14 protein-coding genes are annotated in these 14,969 nt (G+C 71.7%); 2 read left to right on the top strand and 12 right to left on the bottom strand.

The window, feature by feature from the left end:
- Window positions 1-232 precede the first annotated feature (232 nt).
- On the bottom strand, window positions 233-1,354 hold the full coding sequence (locus tag H288_RS0112910) for an asparaginase (protein ID WP_020092996.1): 1,122 nt from the start codon (window positions 1,352-1,354) through the stop codon (window positions 233-235).
- Window positions 1,355-1,524: 170 nt separating this feature from the next.
- Here H288_RS0112910 and H288_RS0112915 point away from each other — a divergent pair, with 170 nt between their 5' ends.
- Entirely contained in the window at window positions 1,525-1,767 is a 243-nt protein-coding gene (locus H288_RS0112915) for a hypothetical protein (RefSeq protein WP_020092997.1), read from the top strand.
- A gap of 28 nt (window positions 1,768-1,795) precedes the next feature.
- On the opposite strand, the gene H288_RS0112920 is transcribed toward H288_RS0112915, so the two are convergent.
- The 8 genes from H288_RS0112920 to H288_RS0112955 all read right to left on the bottom strand — a co-directional run bounded on the left by H288_RS0112920 (window position 1,796) and on the right by H288_RS0112955 (window position 10,140).
- Window positions 1,796-3,115, bottom strand: coding sequence for an MFS transporter (locus tag H288_RS0112920; protein ID WP_020092998.1), 1,320 nt, complete (start codon window positions 3,113-3,115; stop codon window positions 1,796-1,798).
- A 148-nt stretch (window positions 3,116-3,263) separates the two neighbouring features.
- Window positions 3,264-4,664 carry a sigma-54 dependent transcriptional regulator gene (locus H288_RS0112925; RefSeq protein WP_020092999.1) on the bottom strand — a complete coding sequence of 467 codons (1,401 nt, stop codon included), beginning with the start codon at window positions 4,662-4,664 and terminating at the stop codon, window positions 3,264-3,266.
- A complete protein-coding gene (locus H288_RS0112930; protein WP_020093000.1) occupies window positions 4,649-6,112 on the bottom strand; it encodes a HAMP domain-containing sensor histidine kinase in 1,464 nt (487 codons plus the stop codon). The genes H288_RS0112925 and H288_RS0112930 overlap by 16 nt, the downstream gene beginning before the upstream one ends.
- Before the next feature lie 228 nt (window positions 6,113-6,340).
- Window positions 6,341-6,544 (bottom strand): hypothetical protein, encoded by a 204-nt coding sequence (locus tag H288_RS0112935; RefSeq protein ID WP_020093001.1) that lies wholly within the window; start codon window positions 6,542-6,544, stop codon window positions 6,341-6,343.
- 104 nt (window positions 6,545-6,648) lie between these two features.
- On the bottom strand, window positions 6,649-7,002 hold the full coding sequence (locus tag H288_RS0112940; protein ID WP_020093002.1) for a hypothetical protein: 354 nt from the start codon (window positions 7,000-7,002) through the stop codon (window positions 6,649-6,651).
- A gap of 72 nt (window positions 7,003-7,074) precedes the next feature.
- Window positions 7,075-7,854, bottom strand: a complete 780-nt coding sequence (locus tag H288_RS0112945) for a YfdX family protein (protein ID WP_020093003.1) — start codon at window positions 7,852-7,854, stop codon at window positions 7,075-7,077.
- 178 nt (window positions 7,855-8,032) lie between these two features.
- The gene (locus H288_RS0112950) at window positions 8,033-8,356 is read right to left on the bottom strand and encodes a low molecular weight phosphotyrosine protein phosphatase (protein WP_020093004.1); all 324 of its coding nucleotides are present in this window, start codon (window positions 8,354-8,356) and stop codon (window positions 8,033-8,035) included.
- A complete protein-coding gene (locus tag H288_RS0112955; protein ID WP_020093005.1) occupies window positions 8,353-10,140 on the bottom strand; it encodes an ABC transporter ATP-binding protein in 1,788 nt (595 codons plus the stop codon). Before H288_RS0112955 ends, H288_RS0112950 begins: the two co-directional genes overlap by 4 nt.
- A gap of 467 nt (window positions 10,141-10,607) precedes the next feature.
- Here H288_RS0112955 and H288_RS0112960 point away from each other — a divergent pair, with 467 nt between their 5' ends.
- A complete protein-coding gene (locus H288_RS0112960; protein WP_020093006.1) occupies window positions 10,608-10,949 on the top strand; it encodes an Hpt domain-containing protein in 342 nt (113 codons plus the stop codon).
- A 21-nt stretch (window positions 10,950-10,970) separates the two neighbouring features.
- On the opposite strand, the gene H288_RS0112965 is transcribed toward H288_RS0112960, so the two are convergent.
- From H288_RS0112965 to H288_RS0112975, 3 genes are all read right to left on the bottom strand, one after another.
- Window positions 10,971-12,212 carry an HWE histidine kinase domain-containing protein gene (locus tag H288_RS0112965; RefSeq protein WP_020093007.1) on the bottom strand — a complete coding sequence of 414 codons (1,242 nt, stop codon included), beginning with the start codon at window positions 12,210-12,212 and terminating at the stop codon, window positions 10,971-10,973.
- A gap of 260 nt (window positions 12,213-12,472) precedes the next feature.
- Complete coding sequence (locus tag H288_RS0112970) at window positions 12,473-14,104, bottom strand: AarF/UbiB family protein (RefSeq protein ID WP_020093008.1); 1,632 nt, start codon at window positions 14,102-14,104, stop codon at window positions 12,473-12,475.
- 154 nt (window positions 14,105-14,258) lie between these two features.
- Window positions 14,259-14,960, bottom strand: coding sequence for a substrate-binding domain-containing protein (locus tag H288_RS0112975; RefSeq protein WP_020093009.1), 702 nt, complete (start codon window positions 14,958-14,960; stop codon window positions 14,259-14,261).
- Between the last annotated feature and the right edge of the window lie 9 nt (window positions 14,961-14,969).

A 14,969-nucleotide genomic window follows, 5' to 3' on the forward strand; every position in this document is an offset into this window, starting at 1 on the left:
CCAAGTCCGAGGCCGCGGTCGCTGTCGCGTTCGACCGATGCCGCCCGCATCGTCATCACGAGCGGAGCGAAGTGACCCAGGGCAGCGCGACCCTGGAGTGCTTCGCCGCGCCCGCAAAGACGGTGACCGCCCGCCTTTGCCCGGACGCCCGACGTCGCCACGCCTCGAAGCGCTCGTTCGAGGCATGCTGCAGGATGGGGTCGAACCTCAGAGACCCAGCACGTCCCTGGCCTCAATACTCCCAGAAAATGCGCTGCAGCTCCTTGGTGTCGTTGGTCTTGGTGAGCGCCACGGCGGCGAGGATCTTGGCCTTGGCGGGATTGAGGTCGTGGGCGACCACCCAGTCGTACTTGTCGTCGGGCTGCTCAGCGTTGCGCAGCACGAAACCGTCCGGCACCCGCGACGAGCGGATCACGATGGCGCCCTTGGAGCGGATGTCCTTGAGCTTGTCGACGAGGTAGCCGGGCACTGAGCCGTTGCCGGTGCCGGCATTGACGATCGCCTTGGCGCCGGCCTGGAGCTCGGCGTCGTAGACGCCCGGGATCATGTTACCCGAGCCGTAGACGATGCCGACCAGCGGCAGGCTGTCGATCTGGTCGATGTCGAACTCGGAGCTCATGTTGTGCCGCTTCGTGAGCGAGCGGAAGAAGTAGGTCTTGCCCTCGACCACCATGCCGAGCGGCCCCCACTGGCTGTAGAAGGCGCTGGGCACGATGTTGGTCCGCTTGTTCACGTCGCGGCCGCACTGGATGTAGTCGTTCATCGTCACGGTGACGCCCTGGCCGATCGCCTCCTTGCTGGCGGCGACCGTGACGGCGTCGAGCAGGTTGAGGGCGCCGTCGGCCGAGATCGCCGTGCCCGGCCGCATCGAGCCGACCACCACGATCGGCTTGTCGCTCTTCACCACGAGGTCGAGGAAGAACGCGGTCTCCTCCAGCGTGTCGGTCCCGTGCGTGACGACGATTCCGTCGACGTCGTCCTGCTTCAGGAGCTGGGACACGCGCTTGCCGAGCTGGACCAGCTGGGCGTCGGTGAAGCTCTCGGAGGCGATCTGGAAGACCTGCTCGCCGCGGACGTTGGCGATGGTGTTCACCTGCGGCACGGCGGCGATCAGCTTGTCGACCGGCACCTTGGCGGCCGTGTAGGTGGCGCTGTTGGCGGCGTCGGCGCCGGCGCCCGCGATCGTCCCGCCGGTGGCGAGGATCACGACGTTCGGCTTCTTCGCCGCGGCGGCCGTGCCGGCCTCGGGCATCTCGCGCGCGACGAGGGGCGCCGCGCCGAATCCGCTGGCCAGGGCCAGGGCGAAGACCGCTCCGCGCAGGGGAAGAGCCGCGCCGCTTCGGCAGGAGAACATCGGAGATCCTCGATGGTTGACGGGAGAGCGAGTCGGACTCGACGCGGGGATGGTAGCCGTGCCCCGGCCCGAGGCAAGGATCATGCAGGGCGCCGACGTGCAGGGCGCGACGGATCGTTACGCAAGCTCGGGCGTTGATGGGGGTTGCTGTCCGCTCGGAGATAGATCCCATGCTGCATCTCGCCGGCCTGCTCGAGGAACTCGAGCGGAGCGAGCCCGCGCGGGCCGCGATGTCGATCCTCGAGACCTCCCTCGCGCGCCGCTCGACGGAGGAGCAGGGCGCGTTCTGGCGCGCCGTCGACATCTACTACGTCTCGCGGAAGGCCCCGCCGGAGGCGACCGTGCCGGGCCAACTCGGGTCAGGCGAAGTCGTGCCGGGCGAAGTCGTGCCGGAGCTGGCCGCCGCGTCCTGAGCCCGGCCTCCGGATCCGATCGCGGCGCTCAGGCGCTCGCCGGCACGGCCGGCGGCATGCCGGCGCCGCTCTCGGGCTCGCTGCCCGCGCGCACCGCCTCGCGGGTCTCTGGCATCAGCGCGAAGTAGAGGACGAAGCCGAGCGCCGCGATGGCCGCCAGCGCCAGGAAGGCGGTGGAGTAACCCGCCGACACGATGATCACGCCGGCCAGCGTCGCGCTCAGGGAGGCGCCGATCCCCTGGGCCGTCGCCACGGCGCCCTGGGCCGCGTTGAACCGGCCGCCGCCGTGGGTCAGGTCGGCGACGACGATCGGGAACAGCGCGCCGTAGACGCCGGCCCCGATGCCGTCGAGGAGCTGGACGCCCACCAGCCAGAACGGGTTGTCCGACAGCGTGTACAGGACGCCGCGCAGCGCCAGGATGCCGAAGGCGGTGAGGAAGATCGGCTTGCGGCCGATCACGTCGGCCTTCGCGCCCACGAAGATCGCCACCGGCACCATCACGCACTGCGCCGCCACGATGCAGACCGCGATCAGCGAGGTCGCGTGGTCCTTGCCCGAGATGTGCGTCAGGAGCTGGCCCACCGAGGTCAGCATCGCCGCGTTGGCGAGGTGGAAGATCGCGCAGAGCACCGCGAAGATCAGCAGCGCCCGGTTCTGTAGCAGGGTGGCGAGGCCGGAGGGCTTCTCCTGCGCCTGCTCCTCCGCCTCGGTCATGCCGCGGGCGAGGTCGTTGTCGATGGCGTCGGCCGGCACCATCAGCATGGCGCCGATCGACAGCGCCGCCAGGATGCCCATCAGCCAGAACACGACCACCGGCCCGAAGAAGTAGGCGAGCCCGCCCGCCAGGGCGGCGGAGACCGCGTTGCCGGCGTGGTTGAAGCCCTCGTTCCGGCCGATCCGCTTGGCGAACATCTTCGGCCCGACGAGGCCGAGCGTGATCGCGGCCAGCGCCGGCGGGAAGATCGTCCCGGCGACGTGGGCGATCGATTGGGTGGCGGTGACGAGGTAGAAGTTCGTGATGAACGGCAGGACGAGGCAGCTGGCCGTCACCGCGATGGCGCCGCCGATCACCACCGCGCGCTTGTGGTTGGTGGCGTCGATCAGCGCGCCGGCGGGCGTCTGCGCCACGAGGCCGAGGATGCCCGCGATGGTCATCACGAGGCCGGTCGTGGCCTCGTTCCAGCCCTGGTCGGGGCCGCGCACGGCGATCAGGTAGATGGCGAGGTAGGGGCCGAGGCCGTCGCGCACGTCGGCGAGGAAGAAGTTGAGCGCGTCGAGGCCGCGCAGGGCCTTGGCCGAGGGTGTCCGGCCGCCGGCGCCGCGGGCGCCCGTCTCGATGCTGTTCATCCTGCCGCGATCCCCCGACCGACGGACGGCGCGGCCCCGATCCAAGCCGTACCGTCGCATGCGGGGCTCGACGCCCGCGCGCGCCATCGGTTCCCGCGCGGCGCGGGCCTCATGCGGGATGTGAACGGTTCTCCGGCCCGCACGGGCCTCAGGCCGTGTCGGTGCCGGCCGAAGCGTCGGAATTCCCGACAGCGTCTGTCGTCTCTTCCGACAGATCGGTGCCCGGCGCGCCGAGGCCGTAGCGCTCGATCTTGGCGTAGAGGAGCTGCCGCTGGATGCCGAGCCGGCGGGCGGCCCGGGCGCGGTTGCCGTCGGCCTCGCGGAGCGCGGCCGCGATCATGGTCCGCTCCAGGCGAGCCACGGCCCCGGGCAGGTCGCCGGCGAGCCAGTCGGCCGCGCCGTCCTCGCCGCGGCGGTCGAGTCGCGCGGCCGGCAGATCGATGGCCTCGGCCGCGATCACGCCGCCGCGCACCAGCATGGCGGCGCGCTCCACGACGTTGCGCAGCTCGCGGACATTGCCGGGCCACTCGTAGGCGAGCAGGCGCGAGGCGGCCCCACCGCTCAGGCGCTTGCCCGAAGGGACCAGGAAGTGCTCGGCGAGCGGCACGATGTCGGCCAGGCGCTCGCGCAGGGGCGGCAGGGTGATCGGAACGACGTTCAGACGGTAGTACAGGTCGGCGCGGAACCCGCCCGCGGCGACGAGCGCCGGCAGGTCGCGATGCGTCGCCGCCACGAGGCGGACATCGACCCGGGCAGGCCGGCCCCCCAGCGGGGTCACGACGCCGTCCTGGATCACCCGCAGGATCTTCGCCTGCATCGCCGCCGGCATGTCGCCGATCTCGTCCAGGAACAGGGTGCCGCCCTGGGCCTCGTGGAAGGCGCCCGCGCGGTCGGCGGTCGCGACCGCGAAGGCGCCCCGGACATGGCCGAACAGCTCGCTCTCCAGAGCCTCGGCCGGGATCGCCGCGCAGTTGACCGGGACGAACGGCCGCGCGCGCCGCCGCGAGAAGGCGTGCAGGGCCCGGGCGACCTCCTCCTTGCCTGTGCCGGTCTCGCCCTGGACCAGGATCGTGGACGCGTTGTCGGCGACGAGACCGATGGTCTTCTGGACCTTCCGCATGCCCGCGCTCGACCCGATCAGGACCGGGTGGTCCGGCGGCGGGGCAGCGCCGACGGGATCGGAGCGGGCATCGCGCAGCATCGCGTCGAGGACGGCGGCGAGGTCGGCCCGGCCGATCGGCTTGGTCAGGTGGTCGTGCGCCCCGAGGCGCATCGCCTCGATCGTGTTGGCCGGGCTCGCGAAGGCCGTCAGGACCGTCACGGGCGGCGGCTCCGGCAGGGCCCGGATCCGTTCCAGCGTGGCCATGCCGTCGAGGTCTCCGGGCATGCGCAGGTCGAGGAGCACCGCCGCCACCGGACCCTCGCCCAGCCGCGCCAGCGCCTCCGACCCGGAGGCGACCGGGAGCGCGGTGTGCCCGAGATCGGTCACCGTCTCGGCGAGCCCGTCGCGCAGGGCTCTGTCGTCGTCGACGATCAGGATGGTTGCCATGGCAGATCCAGGACAAAGGTGGTCTCCGGCGCGCCCTCGACCAGCCTCGCCTCGCCCCGATGCGCTACGGCGATCTCGCGCACGATCGCGAGCCCCAGACCGGTCCCGTCGGGCCGGCCGGTGACGAAGGGCTCGAACAGGCTGGCGCGGATCGCCGGGTCGACCCCGCCGCCGGTGTCGGCGACGCTGAGGCGCAGCCGCAGCGCGCCGTCGACCGTCACGCGCTCGGCGCCGAGGCGGACCCGCCCGCCCGGCGGCGCGTGTTGCAGGGCGTTCAGCAGCAGGTTGTCGACGGCGCGGGCGACCTGCGCCCGGTCGAGATGCGGGTGGTCCGCGGCGGGCAGCCCGTCGGCCTCGACCGCGATCCGGACCGCGCGCGCGCGCGCCAGGTCCTCGTGCAGGCCCGCGCACTCGGCCAGGAGCGGTGCCACGGGTGTGGGCATCCGATTGAGCGGCCGCGCCTGCGTCAGGTTGAGGAGGTCGCGCAGCAGCGTGTCGACCCGGGCGATCTGGCCGAGAACGGTCTCGAGGGCGACGGCGGCGCGCTGCGGATCACCGCTGACGAGGGCGTTCTCGGCCTTCAGCCGCATCGCCGCGATGGGATTGCGGATCTCGTGGGCGATGCTCGCCGCCAGACGGCCGACGGCGGCGAGGCGCTCGGTCGCCACGATCCGGGCCTGGGCCTCCCGCAGCCGCCCGCCGGCGGCGTTGAGGGCGTCGACCAGCCGGTCGAGCTCGTGCTCGCCGGTGCGGTCGAGATGGGGCAGGTCCTGGCCGTCCGGACGCGGCGCGGCGAGCGCGGCCTCGAGCCGGGCGATCCGCCCCGAGAACCCGTACAGGAACCAGCTCAGGAACGCGGCCGATCCGAGTACCGTGGCGGCGAGGAAGCCCAGGCCCGCGAGGAAGCGCGTGTAGGTGGGGCCGTCGTTCACGTGCGCGCGCGTCATCGACCACGCGGTCAGGCCGGCCTCCGGCCCGTGCAGCGGGCAGGCCTGGAGCATGAGAACCTGGGTCCGGCTCGGCCGCCGCTCCGAGGCCGCGTGGTCGACCCGCAGAGCCTGCGCGTTCAGCGCCGCGATGGCGTCGCGCTCGGCCGCCGGAAAGTCGGTCTTCGGCCCGGATCCCTCGTAGGTCGGATAGGCGTAAGCCACCGACCCGCGCGCGGTGCTCCAGATCCCGCCCTCGATCCCCGGGAAGCGCGTCAGCGCGGCCGACACGGTGCCGACGAGATCGGCCTCCGCGATCCTCGGGCCGCGGGCTCGGACCAGAGCGGCGTACCGGTCGATGATCTCGCGGCAGGCCCGCCCGACCGCGAGATCGGCCTGCGCCACCTGGACGCCCGTCGACTGATCGTAGACGCCGAGCATCAGGTAGGCGGTGGCGGCCGCGGAGGCGACCAGCAGGACCCAGAGCGCGAGCAGCCGGGCGCGCAGGCTGTAGGCCGTCACGGCGGTGTCCGACCCGGCATGGCGGTGGCTCCTGCGGCGGCGTCGCGCGCCCGGACCCCGTTCCTAAGCCATTGTCCGGTCCCCGACCACGCGGAGACTGCGCGGGTCCCACGGTGACGGGGCGACGCGCGCTTACGGCCCCGGGCCGGGCCCGGGACCGCCGGGAGAGGGGCGCCGCGTCCGGCACCCCTCTCGGACGTACGATCGATCAGTCGTCGGCGCGCGCGCTCACTTGCGGTTCGTGATGAGGCTGTCGACGTTCTTGTTGGCTTCCTTATTCTCCTTCCGTTGCATCACCACTTCGTGCTTGGTGTCCTTCATCGACATCTCGTCACGCTTGCCCTGAGGCATCTCCTTCGGGGCCGCCAGGGCCGGCGTGACCGACCAGAGACAGGCCAGGCAAAGAGCAGCGCGCGCCGTAGTCTTGAACATGATGCCTCCTCCACTCAATCGATATTGCAGGACGTCTTGGCGATGCCGCCGGTTCCTCATGCGCGGATCACGGGCGTGCGATCCGTCGCGCGGATGGTCTCGTCTCAGGGCTGGCCCGACGGGTTGATCGGCAGGGCGTCGCTTCCGAGCTGCACGCAGGTCAGCATCGCCACGTAGGACGGCGCTCCGCCGATCTGGCTCTCCGTCGCGCAGGTCCGGCGCTCCGCCACGTCGAACGTCGCCCAGCGCTTGATCAGGGTGCGCCGGGCGGCGGCCTCGTCGGACAGGCAGCCGCGGTAGCTCGCCCGGTCGACGGCGGTCGATCCCGCCCGGTGCTCCGGCGCGCAGATCGCCCGGATGTTGAAGTCCGGAACCCCCGCCGTCCGGGCGGAGGCCGCCAGGGTCCCGCCGAGGAGCAGTTCGAGTCCCAGGATGGTCGAGATCCAGAATCGCCGCACGCGACCCTCCCTCCTGTGCGCCGACCGGGCCGCGCCCGAGATCCGTCAGGCGCGGCCGTCGTCGGCGTTCGGTCACTTGCTGGTCTTGGCACCCGCCGTCGTGCCGGTGGCCTGCGGCGCGCCCTTGTCGGCCGTCGCGGCGGCCGCCTTCTGGGGCACCGCGATCGCGTCGATCACGTCGAAGCGCATGTTGTCCTGGGCCGACTTCAGGGCGGCGTTGGCCTCGTAATACTTGCCCTGATTGATCAGCGTCGCGGCCTGATCGACGTCGGTGATGGTCTTGTTCAGGGGCAGGACCGCCATGGTGAAGTTGACGTCGACATGGGCGAGCTTGAGCTTCTCCAGGGCCCCCTTCTGGTCGCCCTGAGCGAGGTTCTTGTTCGCCTCGGTCACCGCGGAGGCCTTGGCGGGCGTGGCCACGAAGTCGTCGCCGAGGGTCAGCTGCGCGTCGACCGGGACCCAGGCCACCTGCTCCTTGGAGGCCGTCTTGGTATCGGCCTTAGTGTCGGCCTTGGCGCTCGGCGCAGTCGCCTTGTGGGCGGCCATGTCGGCCGGCGACTTGAGGTCGGCCTCGGCCTTGGTGAAGACCGCGTCGTCGGTCTTGGCCTTGGCGAAGGCGGCCTGCGCCTTGGCGATCATGTCCTTGGCCTGGCCGGGATTGGCCTCGAAGATCGCGAGGCGGGTGAGCTGAAGATCCCTGAAGCCCTGTGCGCCGTCCTTCGAGAGCTTGCCGACATCCTTGTCGACCGCCGCCTGGCTCGCGCTGATCTGCGTGCCGTTGGTCTGGGCGGCCTGCTCCGCCGCGTAGGCGGTTCCACCGAGGATTGTGGTGAGCACGAGAGCCGCAGCCATAGATTTGCGATAGGACATAGTAATATCTCCCTCTAGTGCCGGAGATAAGGCCTTCATCTGCATTGGCCTCATTCATTCCGTGTTCAGATAATAGATCGGCCGCCATTTGGTCGCATGACCGGAAGATTAAAGAACGGCAATGCGCCGCCGGGCGTGGCGGGTGTCGGCGCGGCGGGTCTCAGCGCGGCAGGAAGCGGCCGGCGCGCGCGTCGAGCAGCGCCACCAGCGCCGGCGCCATGAAGTCGTGCACGTCGGGGATGTCGAGGCAGACGAGGCGGGTCCCGCGCAGGGCGGCCCCGAAGCGGCGCATCAGCTTGCGCCGGTGCGCGCGCTCCATGACGACGACGATCTCCGCCCAGGCGAGATGATCGGCGTCCACCGGCTCGTCGGCGTCGGGTGACACCCCCGCGCTGGCGGTCTCGATGCCGGGCAGCCGCGCGAAGATCTGTTCCGCGGTCGGGCTGCGGGCACGCGCCCGGCCGCAGACGAACAGGATCCTCACGCGCTCTCCGCGAGGTCGGCTTGCCGCTCGAACAGGGCGCGGTACGCCCCGTTCGGGCGGCGCAGCAGGGCGGCGTGAGGCCCGTCCTCGACGATGCGACCGCGGTCGAAGACGAGGATCCGGTCGAGGGCCCGCACCGTGGACAGGCGGTGGGCGATGACGATGGCGGTTCGCCCGCGCATCAGCCGCGCCATGGCCTCCTGCACCAGAGCTTCCGACTCGGAATCCAGGCTCGAGGTCGCCTCGTCGAGGATCAGGATCGGCGCGTCCGCCAGGAAGGCGCGGGCGAGCGCCACCCGCTGGCGCTCGCCGCCCGACAGCTTGACCCCGCGCTCGCCCACCAGCGTCGCGTAGCCCTTCGGCAGCCGCGCGATGAAGTCGTGCGCGTTGGCGAGGCGCGCCGCCCGCTCGATCTCCTGCGCCGAGGCGCCGGGCCGGGCGTAGGCGATGTTCTCGGCCAGGGAGCGGTGGAACAGCACCGGCTCCTGGGGCACGATGGCGACCTGCGCGCGCAGGCTCGCCTGGCTCGCCGACGCCACGTCCTGCCCGTCGATCGTCACGCGCCCGCCCGACACGTCGTAGAGCCGCTGGATCAGCTTGACGAAGGTCGTCTTGCCGGAGCCCGAGCGCCCGACCAGCCCGACGCGCTGGCCGGCCGGAATCGTCACGGTCAGCCCGTCGTAGAGGGGCCGCGTGTGGTCGCCGTAGTGGAAGCGCACGGTCTCGAACCGGATCGCCCCGCCCGTGACCGCGAGCGGGACCGCGCCGGGCCGGTCGGCGACGCCGACGGGTTCGGCCTCCAGGGCGACCAGCTCCTCCATCTCGTTGATGGCCCGCTGCAGGTGGTTGATGTGGCCGCCGATGTCGCGGAGGTAGCCGTGCACCACGAAGGTCGCGGTCAGGACGTAGGCGACGTCGCCCGGGCTCGCCCGCTCCCGCCACCACAGCCACAGGGCGATGGCGACGATGGCGGTGCGCAGGACGAGCAGCAGCCCGAGCTGGCCGGTGCCGCCCCAGGTGACGATCATCCACGTGCGCCGGGTCCGCCGCTGCCACTTCGCCAGCAGCCGGCCGAGCCGCGCCTCCTCCCGCGCCTCCGCGCCGAAGGCCTTGACGACGGCGTTGTTGCCGATCGCGTCGCTCAGCGCGCCGCCGAGGCGGGTGTCGAGGGCGTTCGAGAGCGCGGCCGCGGGCGCGATGACGCGGGTCGCGAGCAGCGCGGTCGCGCCGACATAGGCGCCCGCGCCGATCGCGACCGTCGCGCCGAGGGCCGGCCAGTGCAGGCCGAGGACCAGGGCCGTGCCCACGAGGACGACGAGCGCGGGCAGGAGCGACAGCAGCAGCGTGTCGTTGAGCCCGTCGATCGCCCACATGCCGCGGGAGATCTTCCGGACGGTCGAGCCCGAGAAGGTGTTGGCGTGCCACTCCGTCGAGAAGCGCTGGACCCGGGCGAAGCCGTTGCCGACGATGTCGCTCATGGTGCGCAGGGAGAGCGGCACCACGAGGCTCCAGGCGACGTGCCGCAGCAGCGCGGTGGCGAGGCCGAGCCCGGTCATCGCCAGGAAGGCCGGCCAGGCCGCGTCCAGCGCCGCGCGTCGGTCGCTCCCGGAGAGCGCGTCGACCAAGCGGCCCGCGAAGAGCGGCAGCAGCACCTCCGCCAGGGTGGCGAGCGTGATCGCGCCGGTGAGACCGGCGACGAGGGGCCAGCGCCTGCGCCAGCTGCGGACGACGAAGGCCAGGACGCGACGGACCGCGTCCGCCTTCCGGGGAGACGACAGAGACATGCGAGTGCCCGACGCGGGCGAGCGTCGGCTCCGGGTGACGCCGCGTCCCATCGCGAACGATGCGCGCCGGCGAGATCAGGCAGGATCGGGTTCAGAGGCGCCGGGCGGCAGGGCCGGGCGAGAGCGGGAAGCGGCTAGCCGACCCGCGCGGGGGCGCCGACGAATCCTGCTCGGAGGGTGGCAAACACAGCGATCATGCAGCTCCCTCCCTGGTACGAGCGCGACAGGAGCACGAGGCTAGGAGAGCCCGAACTGATTCGCAACGACCATCGCGAAGCTTCGGCCAGTCGCGACGGCCGATCCATGCACCCGGGTCAACCCTGCGGAGCCTGGGGAACGGTCACGCTTCGTTGAAAAGCTGACGCAACGCGGTGTAAACACTTCGCTGCAAACTGGGCCGTTGGGCGGCGCCTCGGTTGCGCGCCTCTCTCGGATCGCTGTCGCGGATCCGTACTTGGAGACCGACGGTGTCGCACTCCCTGGTGAACCGGGACGCGCTCGAGGAACTGACGGCCGTGATCGGCACGGAAAAGCTCGTCCGCATCCTCGATCGGTTCGTCGTCAGCCTGACCACCGCCTTCGAGGGACCGGATCGCGCGAACGACGATTACGGCCGCGAGGCGCACACACTGGTCTCGATGTCCGGCATGCTGGGCTGCGCCGAGCTGTCCCGGGCCTGCCGCGGCCTCGAGGAATCGGCCCTGTCGGGCGACGATCTGACCCGTTCGCTGGTCGACCTGAGGACCCTGCGCGACCGGACCGTCGCGGCCCTGCGGGACCTGCAGGCGGAGACCCGGCTGAGCGCCTAGGGCCGCGCGGCCGCGTCGGGATCAGGCGACCATCACCGCGTCGAGGGGCGCCTCGAAGGTCAGCACCGCCCCCTCGCGCGGGTAGCTCATGCGGGCGGTCCCGCCGAAGCTGTGGGCGAGGCTGCGGGCGATGAGCCGTGTGCCGAACCCCGTGCGGGTCGGTGGCGTGACCGGCGGTCCGCCGCTCTCCTCCCAGCGGAACCGGAGGGTCTGGCCGCCCTCTGCCTCGGCCACGTTCCACGTGATGCAGACCCAGCCGGCGGCCACCGACAGCGCGCCGTACTTGGCCGCGTTGGTTCCGAGCTCGTGCAGCATCAGCGCCAGGGTCATGCCGTGGCGCGGTCCGAGCGTCAGCTCGGGACCGGCGATGCGGAACCGGCCCGCGACGCCGTCCCCGTGGAGCGACACGGCGCCCTCGACCAGGCCACTCAGGGAGGCCCGGGTGAAGGAGCCCTGGAGCAGCACGTCGTGCGCCTTCGCGAGCGCCAGGAGCCGCGCGGCCAGGGCCTCGCCGGCTGCCTCCAGCGACGGCGCGTTGCGCATGGTCTGCGTCGCGACGGCCTGAACCATGGCCATGGTGTTCTTCATCCGGTGGGCGAGTTCCTGCATCAACAGCGTCTGGCGCGCCTCGGACAGCTTCTGGTCGGTGATGTCGCGCGACACCGCCAGGATCCGCTCGGGCCGGTCCGGCGCCGCGCCGATCGGCGTGACGGCCACGTCCCACCAGCGGAGCGCGCCGCCGGATTCCGACTGGGCCTGGAACCGGCTCGGGCGGCCGATCCGGGCCCGATCGAGCGCCTCGGCCACCGCCTCCCGGTCCTCGGGGCGCGTCCAGGCGTCGATCCAGGGCCGGCCGATGGCGTCCGCCTCGTCCCCGGCGGCGGACAGGGCCGGACCGTCCTCGCTGGCGGTGATCAGGCGCCCGTCGCGGTCCAGCAGTTCCAGGTAATCGTTCGGGGCCTGCGGCAGGCCGATCGCGCGCGCGCGGCCGGAGGGGCGCGGCCTCGCCTCGAGCCCGAGTCCGGCCGGTTCGCGGGGCGACGGCCCGCGGGGCGCCTCGACCCGCTCGGCCGCCATGCGACCGGCCTCGACGCGGCTCGCCGTCTCGATGATTCGGCCGAGCCGCCGGCTCCGCTGCCGCTCCCAGTCGGCCTGGGCGGTCGCCTGGCTGAGCAGGCTGCGCAGGCGGATGTTCTCCGCCTCGAGCGTCTCGACGCGGCGCTCCGCCCCGTCGATCCGCGGCCGTACGATGTCCACTTCCATCGCCCGCCCCCCTCGTCATCCCGACGGGGCGCCCGTGCGCGGCGCGCCGTCGGAGCTCCCCGACCGCGCGGCGCGGCAACGGATGTCGATGGCAGGGCCGCACCGGCGGTTCAGACCGCTTCTGGTGCCGGTTCCCCGCCCGCAGCCGAGCGAATCGTTGGATGTCTCACGCTAGCATGGCGCGCAGGATTATCAAATCAGCTCGGTATTCGCCTGCGGGTGAAAACTTATGTTGGAGCCCTGTGCGGATGCGAAGACGGTTACTTGTTTCGCATCAGCAGCACGAGCCAGCCGATCCCGAGGATAAAAATTATCAATCCGATCGAGACGAAGACGGGCGTGCCGAGATCGATGAGGCGGGGTGCGAGCTGCGTGGCGAAGGCCGCCACCACCAGGGCCACGGCGACCCGCGCGGCCGCGCGCTCGATGCCGCGGGTGACCTTGTCGAGGCCCTTCACCTCGATCTCGACAGTGACGCGGCCCTGCTTCAGCCGCACCAGCATCAGGTGGATCAGGGTCGGCAGCTCCGAGGCGGCGCCGTAGAGGCCGACGCCCAGGGCCTCGGCCTTCTGCTTGAGGGCGGAGAGCGAGAACTGCGTCTGCATGCTCGCCCGGACCGTGGGGCCCGCGGCGGCGAACAGGTCGAAATTCGGGTCGAGGTGGCGCATGACGCCGTCGGCGGTGACCAGCCCCTTGAACAGGATGGCCAGGTCGGTCGGCATCGCGAGGTCGTTCTCGCGGGCCATGTTCATGAAGTCGGTCAGCACCAGCCCGAGGTTCAGCGGGATCGACGAGTGGCTCTCCACGAAGGACTGGGCCGAGACCTGGAGGCGGGTGAGGTCCGGGTTGCTGGTGCCGGTCCAGTCGAGGAGCACGGCCATGAGGCCGTCGGCGTCCTGCTTGAGCATGGCGCCAATCAGCACGAGCAGCTGCGAGCGCCGCCGCTGCGACAGCCGCCCGATGATCCCGAAATCGATGAAGCCGATCTTGTTGCCGGGCAGGGCCAGCATGTTGCCGGGATGCGGGTCGGCGTGGAACACGCCCTCGATCAGCGCCATCTGCAGGAACGCGTCGGTTCCCTTCTGGGCGAGCAGCTTCTTGTCGATACCCGCCGCGCGGAGGGCCGCCTCGTCGTTGGGCGGGATGCCGTGGATGAAGTCCTGCACCAGCACCCGCTCGGAGCAGTACTCCCAGTGGATCTTCGGGAAGACGATGTCGTCGCGGTCCTCGAAGATCTGGGCCAGCAGCTCGCAGTTGCGCGCCTCGTTGAGCAGGTCGAGCTCGCCGTTGAGACCCTCCGCGAGGTGGCGCATCTGCTCCCGCGGCTGGTAGCGGGCCATGTCGGGCCACTCGTTCTCGACGATGCGGGCACCGTGCGCCATGAGGCGCAGATCCGCCTCGATGATCTTGCGCAGATTCGGCCGCAGCACCTTGACGATGACGTCCTCGCCCGAGTGCAGTCGCGCCCGGTAGACCTGTGCGATCGACGCCGAGGCGATCGGGTTGGTGTCGAACTCGGCGAACACCTCCATGGGCGAGGCGCCGAGATCGAGCTCGAGCTGCGGGCCGATCTGCTCCCACGTCACCGGCACGACCTGGCTGTGGAGCTTCTGCAGCTCCTCGGTCCAGGCCGGCGACAGGAGGTCCGGCCGGCTCGCCAGCACCTGCCCGAACTTGATGAAGGTCGGCCCGAGCGCCTCGATCGCCCGGCGCAGCCGCTCCGGCTCGGACAGGCGCGTGACGTCGACCCGGGGCTGCCGGCGCGGCAGGAGCGGCAGGTAGCGCAGGCCGAGCCGGTCCACGACGCGGGTGACGCCGAAGCCGATGAGGATCGTCGCGATCTCCGACAGCCGCTGGCGGTCGCGGGCGGCAACGAAGGCTGTCTTCAGCATGAATGGAGCGATCCGGTCGGACGGGATTGGGCGTCCGGACAGCACGAGCATAAGGACTTTTTTGCGGTCGCGAACCCCGGTCCCACCCCGCCGCTTCAACTTAAGCGGCGCAGAGCGGGGCCGGAATGCGCGCGGTCGGGGGCGTCGGCCGCCGTCAGTAGGCCGGCTCCAGCCCGCTGGTCCGATAGGCCTCGGCCGCCTGCGGCGTCGTCAGCCCGGCGAGGAATCGGGCCGCGCCGTCCCGGTCCGTCGCGCCGCGCAGGATCGCCGCCGCGAAGGTCGTCATCTCCTGCACCGGGTCGGGGAGGGGGCCGACCACCTCGATGCCGGGCACGACCATCAGCTCGCTGATCTGCTGGACGGCGATGTCGGCCTCCCCGGAGACCAGCTTCTCGGCCGTGAAGCCCTGCGGGATGATCGTCGCCCGGGCGTTCACCGCGTCGGCAAGGCCGAGCCGCGGCAGCAGGCCGGCGAAGTAGATCCCGCTGGCGCCGGTCCGCGAGTAGGCCACCGACCGCGCCTCCACCAGGGTGCGCTTCAGCGCCTCGACGGTCGCGATGTCCGGATGCGGAGCCCCGGCCTTGACGGCGATGCCGTAGCGCGAGCGCACCACGTCGACCCGGCTCTCGGGCTCGACGCGGTCCTCGGCGACGAGCCGATCCATGGCATCCGACAGGACGAGCACCGCGTCGGCGGTCTCGCCCTCGGCGAGGGTCTTCATGATGACCGTGGTCGGCGCCCAGTGGATCGCCGTCCGGCCCCCCGCGGCCTCGAAGGCCGGGACGACGTGGGCGTCGAAGGCGCCGCGCACCACCAGGGCGCATTTGAGGCGTGTCTCGGGTCGCTCGTTCGGCATCGTGTGTCC

The organism is Methylobacterium sp. 285MFTsu5.1, assembly GCF_000383455.1.
In the GTDB taxonomy this organism is placed as follows: domain Bacteria; phylum Pseudomonadota; class Alphaproteobacteria; order Rhizobiales; family Beijerinckiaceae; genus Methylobacterium.